Source organism: Streptomyces sp. NPDC004134 (assembly GCF_042874195.1).
In the GTDB taxonomy this organism is placed as follows: Bacteria; Actinomycetota; Actinomycetes; order Streptomycetales; family Streptomycetaceae; genus Streptomyces.
Map to the genome: position 1 here is coordinate 219,687 of NZ_JBIAMS010000005.1, position 16,755 is coordinate 236,441.

11 protein-coding genes and 1 pseudogene are annotated in these 16,755 nt (G+C 74.5%); 5 read left to right on the forward strand and 7 right to left on the reverse strand.

Features of this window, described 5'->3' with window-relative positions; genetic code table 11:
* Positions 1-56: 56 nt before the first annotated feature.
* Positions 57-1,118 (forward strand): CobW family GTP-binding protein, encoded by a 1,062-nt coding sequence (locus ACFYVJ_RS09730; RefSeq protein ID WP_388888266.1) that lies wholly within the window; start codon positions 57-59, stop codon positions 1,116-1,118.
* Positions 1,119-1,300: 182 nt separating this feature from the next.
* Positions 1,301-2,479: a hypothetical protein gene (locus ACFYVJ_RS09735; protein WP_388888270.1), complete on the forward strand. Its 1,179-nt coding sequence runs from the start codon at positions 1,301-1,303 to the stop codon at positions 2,477-2,479.
* Positions 2,480-2,545: 66 nt separating this feature from the next.
* On the opposite strand, the gene ACFYVJ_RS09740 is transcribed toward ACFYVJ_RS09735, so the two are convergent.
* A complete protein-coding gene (locus tag ACFYVJ_RS09740; protein ID WP_388888273.1) occupies positions 2,546-2,914 on the reverse strand; it encodes a hypothetical protein in 369 nt (122 codons plus the stop codon).
* A gap of 231 nt (positions 2,915-3,145) precedes the next feature.
* Between ACFYVJ_RS09740 and ACFYVJ_RS09745 the strand changes: the two genes are divergently transcribed.
* Both ACFYVJ_RS09745 and ACFYVJ_RS09750 read left to right on the forward strand, forming a co-directional pair.
* Complete coding sequence (locus ACFYVJ_RS09745) at positions 3,146-3,697, forward strand: hypothetical protein (RefSeq protein WP_388888275.1); 552 nt, start codon at positions 3,146-3,148, stop codon at positions 3,695-3,697.
* Positions 3,698-3,777: 80 nt separating this feature from the next.
* The gene (locus tag ACFYVJ_RS09750; protein WP_388888279.1) at positions 3,778-4,671 is read left to right on the forward strand and encodes an LLM class flavin-dependent oxidoreductase; all 894 of its coding nucleotides are present in this window, start codon (positions 3,778-3,780) and stop codon (positions 4,669-4,671) included.
* 44 nt (positions 4,672-4,715) lie between these two features.
* Here ACFYVJ_RS09750 and ACFYVJ_RS09755 read toward each other — a convergent pair whose 3' ends face one another.
* Both ACFYVJ_RS09755 and ACFYVJ_RS09760 read right to left on the reverse strand, forming a co-directional pair.
* On the reverse strand, positions 4,716-5,672 hold the full coding sequence (locus ACFYVJ_RS09755; protein ID WP_388888282.1) for a serine hydrolase: 957 nt from the start codon (positions 5,670-5,672) through the stop codon (positions 4,716-4,718).
* Positions 5,669-6,946 (reverse strand): LysR substrate-binding domain-containing protein, encoded by a 1,278-nt coding sequence (locus ACFYVJ_RS09760; RefSeq protein ID WP_388888285.1) that lies wholly within the window; start codon positions 6,944-6,946, stop codon positions 5,669-5,671. The genes ACFYVJ_RS09755 and ACFYVJ_RS09760 overlap by 4 nt, the downstream gene beginning before the upstream one ends.
* On the opposite strand from ACFYVJ_RS09760, the gene ACFYVJ_RS09765 reads away from it, so the two are divergent.
* Positions 6,849-7,739, forward strand: coding sequence for an HAD family hydrolase (locus ACFYVJ_RS09765; RefSeq protein ID WP_388888288.1), 891 nt, complete (start codon positions 6,849-6,851; stop codon positions 7,737-7,739). The two genes, ACFYVJ_RS09760 and ACFYVJ_RS09765, sit on opposite strands and share 98 nt — an antisense overlap.
* A 251-nt stretch (positions 7,740-7,990) precedes the next feature.
* Here ACFYVJ_RS09765 and ACFYVJ_RS09770 read toward each other — a convergent pair whose 3' ends face one another.
* From ACFYVJ_RS09770 to ACFYVJ_RS09785, 4 genes and pseudogenes are all read right to left on the reverse strand, one after another.
* On the reverse strand, positions 7,991-9,739 hold the full coding sequence (locus tag ACFYVJ_RS09770; RefSeq protein ID WP_388888291.1) for a GAF domain-containing protein: 1,749 nt from the start codon (positions 9,737-9,739) through the stop codon (positions 7,991-7,993).
* Positions 9,736-13,620 (reverse strand): thiol reductant ABC exporter subunit CydD, encoded by a 3,885-nt coding sequence (cydD, locus tag ACFYVJ_RS09775; protein WP_388888294.1) that lies wholly within the window; start codon positions 13,618-13,620, stop codon positions 9,736-9,738. Before cydD ends, ACFYVJ_RS09770 begins: the two co-directional genes overlap by 4 nt.
* 181 nt (positions 13,621-13,801) lie before the next feature.
* Positions 13,802-14,803, reverse strand: a pseudogene (gene cydB, locus ACFYVJ_RS09780) (cytochrome d ubiquinol oxidase subunit II); the annotation flags it as partial.
* Positions 14,804-14,819: 16 nt separating this feature from the next.
* Entirely contained in the window at positions 14,820-16,343 is a 1,524-nt protein-coding gene (locus tag ACFYVJ_RS09785; RefSeq protein ID WP_388888296.1) for a cytochrome ubiquinol oxidase subunit I, read from the reverse strand.
* Positions 16,344-16,755 lie beyond the last annotated feature (412 nt).

Sequence of the window (16,755 nt, forward strand, 5' to 3'; positions counted from 1 at the left end):
TCCCGCCCTCTACGCTGGACGCCGGCAGAGAGCGGACGGCGCCGGGAGGGTGGCTGGTGGGCAGCGGACGGATCCCCGTGGTCGTCCTCGCGGGTTTTCTCGGCTCCGGCAAGACCACCCTCCTCAACGGGCTGTTGCGCAACGGCAGCGGCACCCGGATCGGCGCCGTCGTCAACGACTTCGGCAGCATCGAGATCGACGCCATGGCCGTCGCCGGCCAGGTCGACTCGATGGTCTCCCTCGGCAACGGCTGCCTGTGCTGCGCCGTCGACACCGCAGAGCTGGACGCCTACCTCGACCGGCTCGCCGGCACCGGCAGGATCGACGTCATCGTGGTCGAGGCCAGCGGCCTCGCCGAGCCGCAGGAACTCGTCCGCATGGTGCTGGCCAGCGAGAACGACCGCATCGTGTACGGGGGGCTGGTCGAGGTCGTGGACGGCGCCGAGTTCGCCGCGACCCGCGGGCGGCACCCCGAGATCGACCGCCACCTCGCCGTCGCCGACCTCGTCGTGCTCAACAAGACCGACCGGATCGACGACGCGGAACGCCGCCGCGTCCACGAGGCGATCGGGGAACTGGCCCCCGGCACGCCCGTGGTGGCGACGGCGTACGGGCGGGTGGACCCCGAGCTGTTCTTCGATCCCGGGGGCGACGGCGCCCCCGCGGCCGCGGCGCCCCGCCACCGCCAGCTCTCCTTCGCCGACCTGGCGGCCGAGGAGTGCACCGGCGACGACCACGGCGCGCATCTCCACGCGGCGTACGAGAGCGTCGAGTTCGCCACCGACCGGCCCGTCAGCCCGCGCCGCCTGCTGGACTTCCTCGACACCCGCCCCGCCGGCCTCTACCGCGTGAAGGGCTTCGTCCACTTCGGCGTCCCCGGCCACCCGCAGAAGTACGGGCTGCACGCCGTCGGCCGCTTCCTGCGCTTCCGCCCCGCCCCCTGGGGCCGCGGCGAGGAACGGGGCACGCGGCTGGTGCTGATCGGCGCGGGGATCGACGCCGGCGCCGTACGCGAGGAACTCGACGCCTGCCGCGGCCACGTGCCGCAGGACGGCGGCGAGGACGCGATGTGGGGCGTGCTGCGGTACGTGGACGGAGACGAGGACCCCGCGGCGTAGCGACCGGTCGGCGGAGCTGTCTGGCCCCCGAGCGATCGGTGGTGTAGCGACCCGCCGGTGCAGCGGTCAAGCCGCGTAGCCAATCGCCCGGGTTCAACTGCCCGTTGCGGGACAGAAAGTCTGCGGGCCCCGAGACCCTGCAAGCTGGCCCGCGTCGCGCATCCGACCGAGAGGGATCCCGCATGAGCACGTTGAGCCGTCGCGCCCTGGTCGCCGGGGCCTCCGCCTCCGGCCTCGCCCTGGCGCTGCCCCACTCCGCCGCAGCAGCCGAACCCGCCGCCGAGACCGCCGCCGGATCGGCACCCGCGGCCGCCGGTGCCGCCGTCGCGTACGCCGCCTTCCGCCTCGTCCGCCTCCGCCCCGGCGACCCCGCCGTGCCCGAGGTGACGCTCCCCGACGGCTACGAGTTCGTGCCCGGCGACCGCTACCACGTCGCCAGCCGCGCCGAGTACTACTCCTTCGTCCGCGGCCCCGCCACCCCCGACGGCATCGAGGTCTCCGTCCGCTGGCCCGGCGTCACCGTCGCCGCCGTCGTCCACATGGACACCCGGCTGCGTATCAGACGCGACCGCGCCGACCGCCACCGCTTCGCCTTCACCCTCCCCGTCACCCAGCCCTCCGCCGACGCCAACCAGCCCACCCTGCAGATCTGGAGCCACCCCGACATATCCCCCGGCATGTACTACAAGCTCGACCACAACGACCCCGACCGCGTCGCGGGCCCCTGGACCACCGTCGCGTGGCCCGCCAACCAGGCCCGCTCCCAGCTCCACCAACTCGTCGCCGCCCACCGCATCCTCGTCGACTCCGGCCTGAAGGCCACCGCGGCGGCGAAGGGTCACCGCTGGTTCGTCGCCGGCTTCGAGACGAACAACACCCTGCACGCCGACAACCCGCCCCACTGGCACATCTCGTACAACTCCGGCCGCGACTTCAACTCCCCCACCCACAACACCCACTTCTGGCTCGACGCCGACGCGAAGAACTTCTACAACGGCATGGACGTCACCGGCCTCGGCCGGCTGCGCCACTACGTCGGCGACCCGGCCCGCCTCTACGACTTCGCCGGCGACGCCAACGGCGGCCGCGGCGAACTCGTCGCGGCCATGACCATCCGCGAGGACGGCGGCATCGACATCGCCCCGCCCTCCGGCCCCGTGTACGCCCTCGCCGCGGGCCGCGACGGCTCGCTGATCGAAGAGGTCACGGTCGTACGCGACGGCCGCCCCTGGCTGCGCGTCACGACCGAGGACCGCTACCGCGTCGGCATCATGACCATCCGCACTCAGGGTCTGAGCCACCCCGCGGACAACGACTTCACGCTCCTGCGCTACGACCCCCTCACCGGCGTCCTCGTCTGAGCGGCCGGCCCCCGCGCCGGCGCCCCGCAGCCGGCACCCCGACCCCCCACCCCCGGGTACGCGACGTCAGATCCCCGGCCCGTACCCGGGGTCGGGCGGCCGCCGCGGCGACCACCACTCCGTGAGCCCCCACACCCCGAGGCCCAGCGCCACCACGGCCGCCACCGCCGCCACCCACGGCCGCCCTGCCCACCGGAGCCCCAGCGCCCAGACCCCCAGCGGCAGCAGCGCACCGCCGAGCACGACGAGCGGCAGGTCGACGTAGAGCACGCTCAGGTCGCGCGCGTGGTCCTCGAACCCGCCGTGCACGTTGACCGCCGCCCGCGGCGCCCACGCGAGCGGCGCGACGGCCGCACCGAACAGCGCGAGCGCGCACCCGCCGAGACCGGCCCCCGTACCGCCGCGCACCTCTGCCCCCACGCCGTCACCGCCCACGCCGTCAGCGTCTCTCTTAACTCCCACGTCACCACCCGTCTCCTCACCCTTCACCCCGCCCACGCCCCACACCACCCCCGCCCGGAACAGACGCGTCCGCCCCGCGCGAAGTTCCCCCGGCTTCCGCCCCGCACCCCCTGGCGACGCGCGTAGACATCGGGCATCATCCTGCGGTGTACCACCTGCTCAGCAAGACCCCCACAACTCCCCCGCACCAGCAGGAGGTTCCACATGCGCGTACGTTCCGCACTCACCGCCCTCGCCCTCGTCGCCGGCGCCTCGGTGGGCCTGGCGGCCGCCCCCGCCCAGGCCGCGGCGGCGCCGGCCGCCCCCGCGGCGCCCACCAAGGCCGCCGCGCCCGCCGCACCCCTGGTCACGAAGATCACCCACGCCCAGGCCACGTCGCGATTCCGCTCCTCCGGCATCACCTGGTCGTCCTCCGGCGGCTGTTCCGACCGCAACAACCCCACCTGCACCTCCTTCGACCAGCTCAACCTCGCCTCCGCCCAGGGCGCCCAGACGCTCAAGTCCGCGAGCGGCTGCGCCCTGAACATCACCGGCGGCACCGAGACCGGCCACGCCGGCGGCACCTACAGCCACTGGAACGGCTACAAGCTCGACTACTCCCTCGGCACTTGCGTCAACAACTACGTCACCGGCAACTTCGCCTACATCGGCGTACGCGGCGACGGCGCCCCCATGTACCAGTCCGGCTCCGGCAACATCTACGCCCGCGAGGGCAACCACTGGGACGTCACGTACTACAACTGCGGCGGCTGCTGACCCGCCACAGCGCGCGACAGCCCGCCACACCCCCCCGCCGCGACCCTGCGGCCGCGCAACGCAGGCCGTAGGGTCGCGGTATGCGACTGAGCACCCTGATCCTGCCCGTCCGGCGGTGGCACTCCGGCGGTCGGGCGCAATGGCAGCGGGCGGAGGAGCTGGGCTTTTCCGCCGCGTACACCTACGACCACCTGTCGTGGCGGACGTTTCGCGACGGGCCCTGGTTCGGTGCCCTGCCGACCCTGACCGCCGCCGCCTGCGCGACCTCCCGGCTGCGCCTCGGCACGCTCGTCACCTCGCCGAACTTCCGGCATCCGGTCACGCTCGCCAAGGAGTTGATCTCGCTCGACGACGTGTCGGGCGGGCGGATGGTCCTGGGGATCGGCGCGGGCGGCTCCGGGTTCGACGCGACCGCGCTGGGGCAGCAGCCGTGGGCGGGGCGGGAGCGGACGGAGCGGTTCGGGGAGTTCGTACCGCTGCTGGACACCCTGCTGACGCAGGACACCACGTCGTACGCGGGCACGTACTACTCGGCGCACGAGGTGCGGATGATCCCCGGGTGCGTACAGCGGCCGCGGCTGCCGTTCGCCGTGGCGGCGACCGGGCCGCGCGGGATGCGGCTGGCCGCGCGCTACGGGCAGTCGTGGGTGACGACCGGCGACCCGCAGACCTCCGCGACCGGCACCGCCGCCGACTCCCTGGCCGCCATCCGCACCCAGATCGCCCGGCTCGCCGAGGCGGGGGCGGCGGTCGGGCGGAACACCGCGACGATGGAGAAGGTGCTGCTCGCCGGCTTCACCCCGGACCGGCCGCTGGACTCCCTGGACGCCTTCGTCGACTTCGCCGGCAGGCACGCGGCCCTCGGCTTCACCGAGATCGTGCTCCACTGGCCCATCCCGGATTCGGTCTTCGCCGCCGACGAGAGCGTCTTCGAGCGCATCGCCACGGAGGCGCCCGGGCAACTGGGCGCCTGATGGCCTGGGCGCCTGATCGTCTGGCCGCCTGATCGTCCGATCGCCTACGGGGCCCGCAGCGCGTCCACCGCGAGGCGGGCCGCGGTGCCGATCACCGCGTCGGCCGCCGGGAGCGTCACCGCGGTCGCCGCCGCGCGGGTGCAGACGGCGACCGCGTAGCGGCCGCCGTCCGGGTACTCCACGACGCCGATCTCGTGCCGCAGCGTCGGCAGCGTGCCCGTCTTCCCGCTGATGCGTACGTCGTCGAAGGGGAACCCGGACGCCAGCCGGTGCCCCCACGCCTGGGTGCCCAGCGTGCGGCGCAGATCGGCGGCGTACGCGCCGGTGCACACCTCGTCGCGCCAGACGGCGGTGAGGAGGGCGGTGAGTTCGCGCGGGGTGGAGCGGTTCGTACGGGCCGGGTCGAGGGCGCGGAGGCGGGCGACGCGGGCGGGGTCGAGGAGCGCGGGGGCGCCGGCGGGTCCTGCGTCCTCGGCGAGTGCGGCGTAGAGGTCGCGTACCTTCTGCACGGCGGTGGTACGGGTCAGGCCCAGGGTGGCCATGGTGCGGTTGACGGCCTCGATGCCGACGGTGTCCCACAGCACGTCGGCGGCGGTGTTGTCGCTGACGGAGACCGCGAGGACGGCCAGGTCGCGCAGCGAGAGGCGGGCGAGGTCGCGCATGGCGCCCAGCCCGGTCGGGCCGGGGGTGCGGCCTTCGGCGGGAACGTCGACGGCGGCGGTGAGGTCGACGCGGCCGTACTCGGCCTCGCGGTAGAGGGTGGCCAGGAGGCACACCTTGTGCACGCTGGCGGTGCTGACCGGGGTGTCGGCGGCCACGGCGAGGCCGGCGCCGGTGTCGATGTCGCGCGCGTGGAGCTGGCCGGTGACGCCGGCCTCCGTGAACGCCCGGCGGATACGGGACCTGGCGGTGCGGTGGGCGGCCGGCACACGGGAGGCGGGGGGCCCGGGGCGCGCCGGGGGCGGCGGCGGTTGCGCGGGCGGCGGCTCGGGCGGGGTCACAGCGGGAACTCCGATGCGGGGCGGGGGTGGACGGCCGCGGCGCGGGCGGGGCGCATGCCGGCGTGGTCGCGCATCGCCTCGTGGGCGGCCTCCGCGAAGCGGGCCACGGCCGGGTTGTGGCCGTCCGCCGGCCACGCCGTGGACGTACGCCAGCCGATCGGCTCGCCGGCCAGCGGGCGCCACACCGTACCGGGGCCCGCGGTGGTACGGGGCAGCAGTGCGACGGCGCCGCCGGGGGTGGCGGGGGCTTCGGGTGCGTCGGGTGCCGGGGGTGCGTCAGGTGCCGCCCGTGCCGCCCGTGCCGCCGGTGCTTCGGCGTCGGCCGGGGCGAGCGGGGCGGCCGCGGCGGTGGAGAGGACGAGGGCGCGGGTGAAGTCGCCGCCGGACGCCTCGTGGACGGCGGCCGGCGTGCAGCCGTGCCGGGCGCAGGCGGTGAGCACCTCGTCGTACAGCGCGGGATCGTCGGCCCGCGGCGTGAGGACGAGCGCGCGCCCGCTGAGGTCGGCGGCGGTCAGCCGCTCGACCGCGGCGAGCGGGTCGGCGGCGGCGAGGAGCACGCCGAGCGGCTGGTGGAGCACGGGCCCGAAGGCGAGCCCGGGCGCGGGGCACGGATGCCGTACGACGCCCGCGTCCAGCGTGCCGGCGGCCAGTTCGCGGGCCTGCGCGGTGGTGGTCAGCTCGCGCAGCTCCAGCTCGCCGCCCGGGGAGCGCTCGCGGTAGCCGGTGATGAGCGCGGCGACGGCCGCGGGGCCCAGGTGCGGCGGTACGGCCGCGCGCAGCGTACCGGCCGCACCGCTCCCGATCCGCGCCACCGCCGCCGCCAGCCGGTCCGCCGCGGCCAGCACCTGGTCGGCCTCCGCCAGCACCAGCCGGCCGGCGGGCGTCAGCGCCGTGCCCTGGCTGCCGCGGTCGAAGAGCCGCACGCCCAGCTCGCGTTCGAGCCGGCGGATGCGCTGGGACAGCGACGGCTGCGCGATGCGCAGCCGCTCGGCGGCGCGGCCGAAGTGGCGCTCCTCGGCGACCGCCCTGAAGTAGCGCAGATGCCGGAGGGGTGACGGGTGTTGCGCGGGGTCTGGCGCCGGCGAGACGGGTGGGCGTGGTGCGAGATCCGCGGCGGGGGTGGTTGCTGTCCGTACGCCTGTACGGACCTCGTGGGCCGTACGCGATGATGGCCGGGTGACCGACGCCGCTGCCTCGACCTCCCCCGCCTCGTCCGCCTCCCCTGCCTCGTCCGCCTCCCCCGCTTTCCGTCCGCCGTCACGTCCCCGGCTCATCGCCACGGACCTCGACGGGACCCTGCTGCGGAACGACCAGACCGTCTCCGACCGTACGGTCGCCGCGCTGGCCGCGGCGGAGGAGGCGGGGCTGGCGGTGGTGTTCGTCACGGGACGGCCGGCGCGGTGGATGGGCGTGGTCGCGGAGCACGTGCACGGGCACGGGATGGCGATCTGCGCCAACGGCGCGGCGGTGGTCGACCTGCACCGCGGCGCCGAACTGGCGGAGGTCTGCCCGCTGCCGCTGGCCGACGCGGTGGCGGTCGTCGGGGTGCTGCGGACGATCGCGCCGGGTACGGCGTTCGCGGTGGAGTACACGGGCGGCTTCGGCCGCGAACCGGGATATCCGCTGCACCGGGGGCCGGGGCCGATAGCGCCGGTGGAGCGGCTGCTGGCGGAGGACGGGGAGCGGGCGGGAGATCCGCTGCTGAAGCTGCTGGCGTACCACCCGAGCCTCGGCGCGGACGAGTTCCTGCACGCGGCGCGGGCGGGGGCGGCGGGGCACGGGGAGTTCACCCGGTCGACGTCGAGCGCGCTGCTGGAGGTGAGCGGGCTGGGCGTGAGCAAGGCGAGCACGCTGGAGCGCTACTGCGAGGCGCGGGGGATCGGGGCGGCGGAGGTCGTGGCCTTCGGCGACATGCCGAACGACATCGAGATGCTGACGTGGGCGGGCAGGTCGTACGCGATGGCCAACGCCCACCCGGCGGTCCTGGCGGCGACGACGGACCGCACGGCGGCGAACGAGGACGACGGGGTGGCGCTCGTCATCGAGCAGTTGCTGCACGGGCTGTGAGGGAGAGCACTGCTCCGGACCGAGAGCGGTGCTCCGCTACGAGAGCGGGCGCGGGGGCGGTGCTCCGTTCCGAGAGCACTGCTCTCTCGAGAGGGCACTGCTCTCTCGAGAGGGCACTGCTCCATCGGGAGAGCAGTGATCCGTACGGTGAGCACCTGCACCGACCGCCGCTCCACACCGAGAGCACCGCTCTCCCCCGAGGGCACCGCTCTCGTCCGTGAACGGTGCTCCGTGTCCGGAGCACCCGTCCCCTACGCCGCGGCCGCCCCCGGCGCCCCAGGACCGCCGCCCGCCTCGCCCGCCGGGGCCGTCAGCGGGACCTCCCAGATCAGGGACGTCCCCCCGCCGCAGTCCCCCAGCCCCGGCCCGTACGTCGCCTGCCCGCCCAGTTCCTCCGCCCGGCGCTCGATGTTCCGCAGCCCGCTCCGCCGCCCGTCCGCGTCCGGTGGCAACCCCCGCCCGTCGTCCGCCACCGTCAGCCGCACCGCGTCCCGCCCGTCCGGCAGCTCCGCCGTCGCGTCGACCACCACCCCCACCTGCCCCGCCCCTGCGTGCCGCGACGCGTTCGACAGCCCCTCCCGCAGCGCCGCCAGCAGATGCCGCGCGGTCGGCTCGTCCACCCGCTCGTCCACCGCCCCCACGAAGCTCGTCGACGGCTGGAACCCCAGCGGCGCCGCCGCCGTCGCGACCTCCCGCAGCACCAGTGCCCGCAGCCCCGTAGGCGCCTGCGCCGGCTCCTGCTGCAGCGCGTAGATCGTGCCGCGGATCTCCTCGATCGTCAGCTCCAGCGCGTCGACCGCCGCGTCGATCCGCTGCCGTACCTCCGGCGCCCGCTCCAGCCGCTTCGCCCCCTGCAACTGCATGCCCGTCGCGAACAGCCGCTGGATCACCAGGTCGTGCAGGTCCCGCGCGATCCGGTCGCGGTCCTCGTACACCGCCAGCCGCTCCCGGTCCCGCTGCACCTCCGACAGCATCAGCGCCAGCGCCGCCTGCCCCGCGAACTGCGTCGCCGACTGCTTCTCCGACTCCCGGTACAGCCGGGCCCCCGGCGCCCGCGGCAGCGACAGCGCACCGAGCACCTTCTTCCCGCTCCGCAGCGGCAGCATCATGCACGGCCCGAAGCGTTCCGCGCCGTCGCTCACCGCCCGCGGGTCGGCGGCGGCGTCGTCGAGGAAGACCTCCTTGCCGGCGAGCAGCGCCCGCACCGTCGGGCTGTACGACGGCAGCACCCGCCCCACCAGGTCGTCCACCCCCTCCCCGGCCACCGCCACGACCTCCAGCCACTCCGGCCCGGCACCCCTGTCCGCAGCACCGGCACCACCCCGGCCGGCCGCACCGCCCGCACCACCCCCTCTCCCCGCGCCCCCCGTCACCTCGCCCCCCGACCGCGGCAGCAGCACCACGCCCGCCACCGCGTCCGCGAGCCCCCGCGCCTGCTCCGCGATCACCCCGAGCGCGTCCCGCGCGTCCGCGCTCGACAGCAGCGCGGTCGTCACGGCGTGCGCCCCGTCGATCCACCGCTCCCGCTGCCGCGTCTCCAGGTGCAGCCGCGCGTTGCCGATCGCGATGCCCGCCTCGGTGGCGATGATCCGGACGAGGTGCAGGTCGTCGTCCAGGAACCGGCCGCCGCCCTGCTTCTCCGACAGCACCAGGTCGCCGAAGTAGCGCCCGTCCACGTCGATCGGCACCGTCAGCGTCGTCCCCGGCGCGTCCGGGATCGCGTCGAGCCGTGCCCGGTCCACCTCGTCCACGCCGTACGACGCGAACTCGTCGAGATCACCGCTCTGCTCGTCGATCACCACGATCGACGCGTACCGCGCTCCCGCCAGCTCCGCCGCCGTCTGCGCGATCACGTCGAGCGTGGGGTGGAGCTGCAGCCCCGTGCCGATGGACCGCATGGCGGCCAGCAACTGCGTCACGCGCTCGGCCAGCTCGCTGGAGACCCCCTGGAGCCCGCGGGTGGCGCGGGCGGCGGCGTCCATGGAGTCGGCAGCGGTCATGTCCCGAGGGTAATAAGCGGCTCTCGGTGGGGAAAGTCGGGATTGTCGGTTACGCGGGGTGCGACCGGCGTGCCGCGGCCGTCCGCGGTCGCGTACGGGTACGGAGACGGGTGCGCCCGCTCCCGTAGCAGCGTGCGCCGGAACGGGCCGTCCGCCTCCGCCAGCTCCGCGTACGTCCCGCGCTGCACCACCCGGCCCCGCTCCAGCACCACGATCTCGTCCACCGCCTCCAGCCCCGTCAGCCGGTGCGTGATCAGCACCGTCGTCCGGCCCTCGGTGGCGGCGAGGAGGTCGGCGGTCAGGGCGTCGGCGGTGGGCAGGTCGAGGTGCTCGGCGGGCTCGTCGAGGACGAGCACGGGGAAGTCGGCGAGGAGCGCGCGGGCCAGGGCGAGGCGCTGGCGCTGGCCGCCGGAGAGCCGGGCGCCGTGTTCGCCGACCGGGGTGTCGAGGCCGAGCGGCAGGGTCTCGACCCAGTCGAGGAGGCGGGCGGCGGCGAGGGCTGCGCGCAGGACATCGTCGGTGGCGTCGTCGTCGGGGTTACCGCCCGTGCCGTTCGGGCTCGGGGGGAGGGCGAGGCGCAGGTTCTCGCGCAGGGTGCTGTCGAAGAGGTGGGCGTCCTGGGCGCAGAGGCCGACGAGGCGGCGTACGGCGTCGGGGTCGCAGGCGAGGGCGTCGGCGGTGCTCTCGTCGGGGAGCAGTGCACTCGCGGGAGAGCGGTGCTCTGCGGAGCGGTGCTCCGAAGCGAGAGCGGTGCTCTCCGCCTCTCCGCCCAGCCGGTACGCACCCGCCACCGGATCCAGGAACCGCAGCAGCACGTGCGCCAGCGTCGTCTTCCCCGAACCCGACGCACCCACCACCGCGACCCGCCGCCCCCGCGTCAGCGTCAGGTCCACCCCGTCCAGCGCGAGCCCGGCCTGCCCCGGATGCCGCGCCGACACCCCCGTCAGCGCCACCGGGTACGGATCCGCCGGCGGCCGGCCCGTACCCTCCGCGGCCGGCGGCGGCGCGTCCAGGATCTCGTCCACGCGCGCCGCGCTCCGGCGCACCCGGGCCCGCTGCTGCAGCGCCAGCGGCATCCCGTTCACCGCCTCGAACGCCGCGAGCGTCCCCAGCACCACCACCCCCAGCCACACACCGGGCAGCCGCCCCTCGTACACCGCCTGCGCCCCGGCAGCCGCCGCCCCCGCCACCGTCAGCCCGCAGATCAGCGCCGACAGCCCCGCGCCCAGCGCGAGCGCCGCGGCGCTGCGGGCGGCGATACGGGTCAGCCGGCGGTCGGCGTCGCGGAGTGCGGCGAGACGGCGGGGCAGGGCGCCGGCGACGGCGAGTTCCGCCGTGCCGGTGAGGACGTCGACGACCTCCGTCGCGAGCGCCGCCCGCGCCGGCGCGAGCCGGGCCTCCGTCCGCCGGGCCGTCGCCACGGCCAGCAGCGGCACCCCGACGCCCCCCGCCAGCAGCCCGGCCGCGAGCACGGCGCCCGCCTCGGGCAGCAGCACGGCCGCCATCCCCACGGACCCCGCGCCGACCAGCGCGGCGGCGGAGACCGGCAGCAGCCAGCGCAGGTAGCGGTCCTGCAACGTGTCGGTGTCCGCGACGAGCCGGGTCAGCAGGTCGCCGCGGCGGTGCGGGGCGAGGCCGGCGGGGGCGAGGCGTTCGAGCCGGGTGTACACGGCGACGCGGAGGTCCGCGAGGATCCGTAGCACGGCGTCGTGGGAGACGAGGCGCTCGGCGTAGCGGAAGACGGCGCGCCCGATGCCGAACGCGCGGGTGGCGGTCACCGCGACCATGAGGTAGAGCACCGGCGGCTGTTCGGATGCCCGGGAGATCAACCACCCCGAGACGCCCATGAGTCCCACGGCCGACGCCAGCGCCAGGGCACCGAGCAGCGCCGCGAGCGCCAGCCGCCCGCGGGCGGTGGTGGTACGGAGCGCGCTGCCGCCCCGGGGCGCCCCCTCCGGCTCGTACGAGCCGCTGCCTTCCGCGTACGCTCCCTCGCCGCCCCGCTCCGGTACGGAACGGGCCGCCGGCGCCGCCGCCCCGGCCCGTACCGTGTGCGTCCCGGCGGCCACCGGCGTACGGCCCTCCCCCAGCCGTACCACCCGGTCCGCCACCTCCAGCAGCGCCGGGCGGTGCGCCACGAGCAGCACGGTGCGGCCGCGGGCCAGCCGGGCGATCGCGGCGGTCACGGCGGCCTCGGTGTCGCCGTCGAGGGCGGCGGTCGGTTCGTCGAGGAGGACCACGGGCCGGTCGGCGAGGAACGCCCGTGCGAGCGCGACCCGTTGCCGCTGACCGGCGGAAAGGCCCGCGCCGCCCTCGCCGAGGACGGCGGCCGGGTCGAGGTCGCCGGCGGCGGCGTCGCTGAGTGCCCGCGCGACGTCGGCGTCGGTGGCGTCGGGGCGGGGGAGGCGGACGTTGTCGGCGATGGTGCCGGCGAAGAGCGCGGGCCGCTGCGGTACCCAGGCGACCTGCGCGTGCCAGCTCGGCAGGTCCAGTTCGGCGAGGTCGCGCCCGCCGACGAGGACCCGGCCGGACGCGGGCGGTACGAGGCCCAGGAGCGCGGCCAGCAGCGTCGACTTGCCGCCGCCGGAGGGCCCGGTGAGCGCCACGGTCTCGCCGGGGCGGAGGGCGAGGTCCGTACGCGGAAGGGAGTCCTCGGCCCGGCCCTCGTGCCGTACGACGAGACCGTCGAGGACGAGGTCGGCCCGGCGGGCGTCGGGGCAGGCGTCCGGGCGGGCGCTGTCGGTGGGGGCGCCTACCCTTGGGCGGGCGTGCGGGGTTGGGGTTGCGGTCGCGCTCGCAGTTGCGCTCGCGGTCGCGGTTGCGGCGGTCCGGGTTTCGCCGGGCTCGCCCCGTTCCAGGATCGCGAAGACCCTGTCCGCCGCCGCCAGGCCCTCCGCCGCCGCGTGGTAGTGCGTGCCGACCTGGCGCAGCGGCAGATACGCCTCCGGGGCCAGGATGAGCACGACCAGGCCGGTGTACAGGTCCAGTTCGCCGTGGACCAGCCGCATGCCGATGGTGACCGCGACCAGCGCCACCGAGATCGTCGCCAGCAACTCCAGCGCGAACGACGACAGGAAGGCGATCCGCAGCGTGCGCATCGTGGCGCGCCGGTAGTCGGCGGTGATGGTGCGGATGTTGTCGGCCTGCGCCTTCGCGCGGCCGAAGACCTTCAGCGTCGGCAGGCCCGAGACGACGTCGAGGAAGTGGGCGGAGAGCCGCGAGAGTGTGCGCCACTGGCGGTCGGTGGCGGCCTGGGTGGCCCAGCCGATGAGCACCATGAAGACCGGGATCAGCGGCAGGGTGCCGGCGATGATCGCGGCGGAGACCCAGTCGTCGGTGACGATGCGCGCGAGCACGGCGGCGGGGACGACGACGGCGAGGCCGAGTTGGGGCAGGTAGCGGGCGAAGTAGGCGTCCAGGGCGTCGATGCCGCGGGTCGCGAGTGCGGCGAGTTCGCCGGTACGGAGTTCGCCCCCGGCGGCGCCGTCCGCTTCCTGCGGCTCCGGGCCGTCCGTACCCCGCTTTGCGGGGTCGGCGGCGCCCGGTCCCTGCGGCGTACGGGAGCCTCCGATCCGTACCGCCTCCGTCAGCAGCCGCATCCGCAGCTCCGACTTGACCGCCGCGCTCGACCGGTGCGCGGCCAGCTCCGTCAGCCAGCTCACCACCGCCCGCCCCACGGCGACCGCCGCGAGCAGCAGCAGCGGCGTGCGCAGGTCGGCGGCCGACAGGCCGTCCTCGAAGGCGCCGACGACGATCTCCGCCATCAGCACCGCCTGCGCGATGACCAGCCCCGCACCGGCCGCGCCCAGCGCGACCGTGGCGAGCAGGAACAGCCGGGTGGCGCGGGCGTAGCGGGCCAGGCGCGGGTCGACGGGCTTCATCTCACCGGCCCGCCCCGCCGGTTCCCGTACCGCCCGTTCCCGTACCGCCCGTTCCCGTGCCGCCGGTCTCCGTGCCGTCCGAACCGGCAGGACCGTCCGCGCCCGCACCGCCCGCTCCGCCCGCACCGCCCGCTCCGCCCGCACCGCCCGCACCGCCCGCACCGCCCGCGGCGACCGCCGCGTGCGCCTCCGGTGCGATGTGCTGCGTGCCGATGCGCTTGCGGAACACCCAGTACGTCCACCCCTGGTACATCAGCACCACCGGTGTCGCGATCCCCGCGCACCACGTCATGATCTTCAACGTGTACGGCGTCGACGAGGCGTTCTCCGCCGTCAGGCTCCAAGCCGGGTTCAGGCTCGACGGCATCACGTCCGGGTACAGCGCCAGGAACAGCGTCGCGACCGTGGCCACGATGGTCACCCCGGAGTAGAGGAACGACCATCCCTCCCGGCCCGCCGCCACCGCGCCGATCGCGCAGAACAGCGCCGCCACCGCCACGATCAGCGTCACCAGGCTCCGCCCGTCGCCGGTGTCCGCCTGGAGCCACAGCAGGAAGCCGAGCGCCAGCGCGGCCGTCGCCGTACCGAGGACGGTGGCCAGCCGGCGCGCCCGCATCCGGATGTCGCCCACGGTCTTCAGCGCCGTGAACACCGCGCCGTGGAAGGTGAAGAGGAAGAGTGTCACCAGCCCGCCGAGCAGCGCGAAGGGGTTGAGCAGGTCGAAGACGTCGCCCACGTACTCCTTGTCGGGGCCGATCTGCACCCCGCGCACGATGTTGGCGAACGCCACGCCCCACAGGAACGCGGGCAGCAGGGAGGCCCAGAAGATGGCGAGTTCCCAGTTGCGCTGCCAGTGCTCCTCGGGGCGCTTGGCCCGGTACTCGAAGGCCACGCCGCGGACGATGAGGCAGACGAGGATGAGGAGAAGGGGCAGGTAGAAGCCGGAGAAGAGGGTGGCGTACCAGTCGGGGAAGGCGGCGAAGGTGGCGCCGCCCGCGGTGAGCAGCCAGACCTCGTTGCCGTCCCAGACGGGGCCGATGGTGTTGATGAGCACGCGCCGTTCGGCGCGGTCGCGGGCCAGCACCCGGGTGAGCACGCCGACGCCGAAGTCGAAGCCCTCCAGGAAGAAGTAGCCGGTCCACAGGACGGCGATCAGGACGAACCAGACGGTGTGCAGTTCCATGACGTGATCTCCCCCCTCAGTACGAGAAGGCCATGGGCCGGTCGGAGTCTTCGTGGTGGTGGCCGCCGATCTTCGTCGGCGGATTGCGGTCGGAGTCGGTGAGTTCGGGGGGTCCCGCCTTCACGTACTTGATCATCAGCTTGGCCTCGATGACGGCGAGGGCCGCGTACAGGAGGGTGTAGACGCTCAGCGAGGTGATGACCTCGCCCTGCGAGACGCCGGGGGAGACGGCGGAGGAGGTGGGCAGGACGCCGTAGACGACCCAGGGCTGGCGGCCCATCTCGGTGAAGATCCAGCCCCAGCAGTTGGCGATCAGGGGGAAGAGGAGGGTGTAGAGGGCGAGGCGCCAGTACCAGTTGCCGAGGCGGGGGCCGAGCTCGCGGTCCTTGGTGAGGGCGAGTCTGGGGACGTCGTCCTCGCCGGTACGGAGCCGGCCGGAGAGCCAGAAGCGGCGGCGGGTGAGCCAGAGTCCGAGGGCGCCAAGGGCGAGGGAGGACATCCCGAAGCCGATCATCCAGCGGAAACTCCAGTATGCGACGGGGATGTTGGGCCGGTAGTCGCCGAGGCCGAACTTGTCGTCGTACTTGTCCCTCAGCTCCTCGTTGGTGGGGTTGATGCCGGGGACCTCGTCGGAGAAGTTGTCGTGGGCGAGGAACGACAGCACGCCGGGGACCTCTATGGCGACCCTGTTGTGGCCCTTCTCGACGTCGCCGATGGCGAAGAGCGAGAAGGGCGCGGGCCCCTCGGTCTCCCACAGGGCCTCGGCGGAGGCCATCTTCATCGGCTGCTGCTCGTACATGATCTTGCCGAGCCGGTCGCCGGTGACCGCGGTCAGCAGCCCGGCGACGACCATCGTCATCAGGCCCAGCCGCAGCGAGCTGCGCATGACGGCGACGTGCCGGCCGCGCATGAGGTGGTACGCGGCGATGCCGACGACGAACGCGCCGCCGGTGAGGAAGGCCGCGGTGATGGTGTGGGAGAACTGCGCGACGGCGGTGTTCTGGGTGAGTACGTGCCAGAAGTCGGTCAGCTCGGCGCGGCCGGACTCCTCGTTTATGCGGTAGCCGACCGGGTGCTGCATCCAGGAGTTGGCGGCGAGGATGAAGTAGGCGGAGAGCACGGTGCCGACCGCGACCATCCAGATGCAGGCGAGGTGGATCTTCTGCGGCAGGCGGTCCCAGCCGAAGATCCAGAGGCCGATGAAGGTGGACTCGAAGAAGAAGGCGATCAGGGCTTCGAAGGCGAGGGGGGCGCCGAAGACGTCGCCGACGAAGCGGGAGTAGTCGGACCAGTTCATGCCGAACTGGAACTCCTGGAGGATGCCGGTCACCACGCCCATGGCGATGTTGATGAGGAAGAGCTTGCCCCAGAACTTCGTCGCCCTGAGGTACTTCTCGTTGCCGGTGCGCACCCAGGCCGTCTGCAGTCCGGCGACGAGGGAGGAGAGGGAGATCGTCAGGGGGACGAAGAGGAAGTGGTAGACGGTGGTGATGCCGAACTGCCAGCGCGCCAGGGTCTCCGGGGCGAGTGCCAGATCCACGAGGGCTCCTCTCCGCGATCACGGGCACGGCTCTGACGATGATCCATGCGCCGGTCGGCCGGGTGCGGCCGTGGCGACATGGCATACGGGGGTAAACCCCTACGAACAGCGCCGCTCGTGAATGCGTTCACATTCACAAGCCTCAGTGTGGCACAGCGGTTCTCCGGTCCTTCAGGGGGGTCCCCTACGTCTGGTTTCAGCAGGTCTAGGGGGTGATGCGAGGAGGGTGCGAGAGCAGTGCTCGCACGAGAGAGCGGTGCTCTGCGGGCGGTCTGGGTGCGGGGTGCGGGGGCGGTGCTCCGTACGGACATCACTGCTCGCGCGGGCGAGCGCCGCTCCGCTCCCACCCGGGCGGCCCCCGCCCCCGCCCAGGCGGCCGCCCGCCTCGCAGCCCCGCCTTCCAGCCCCCGCC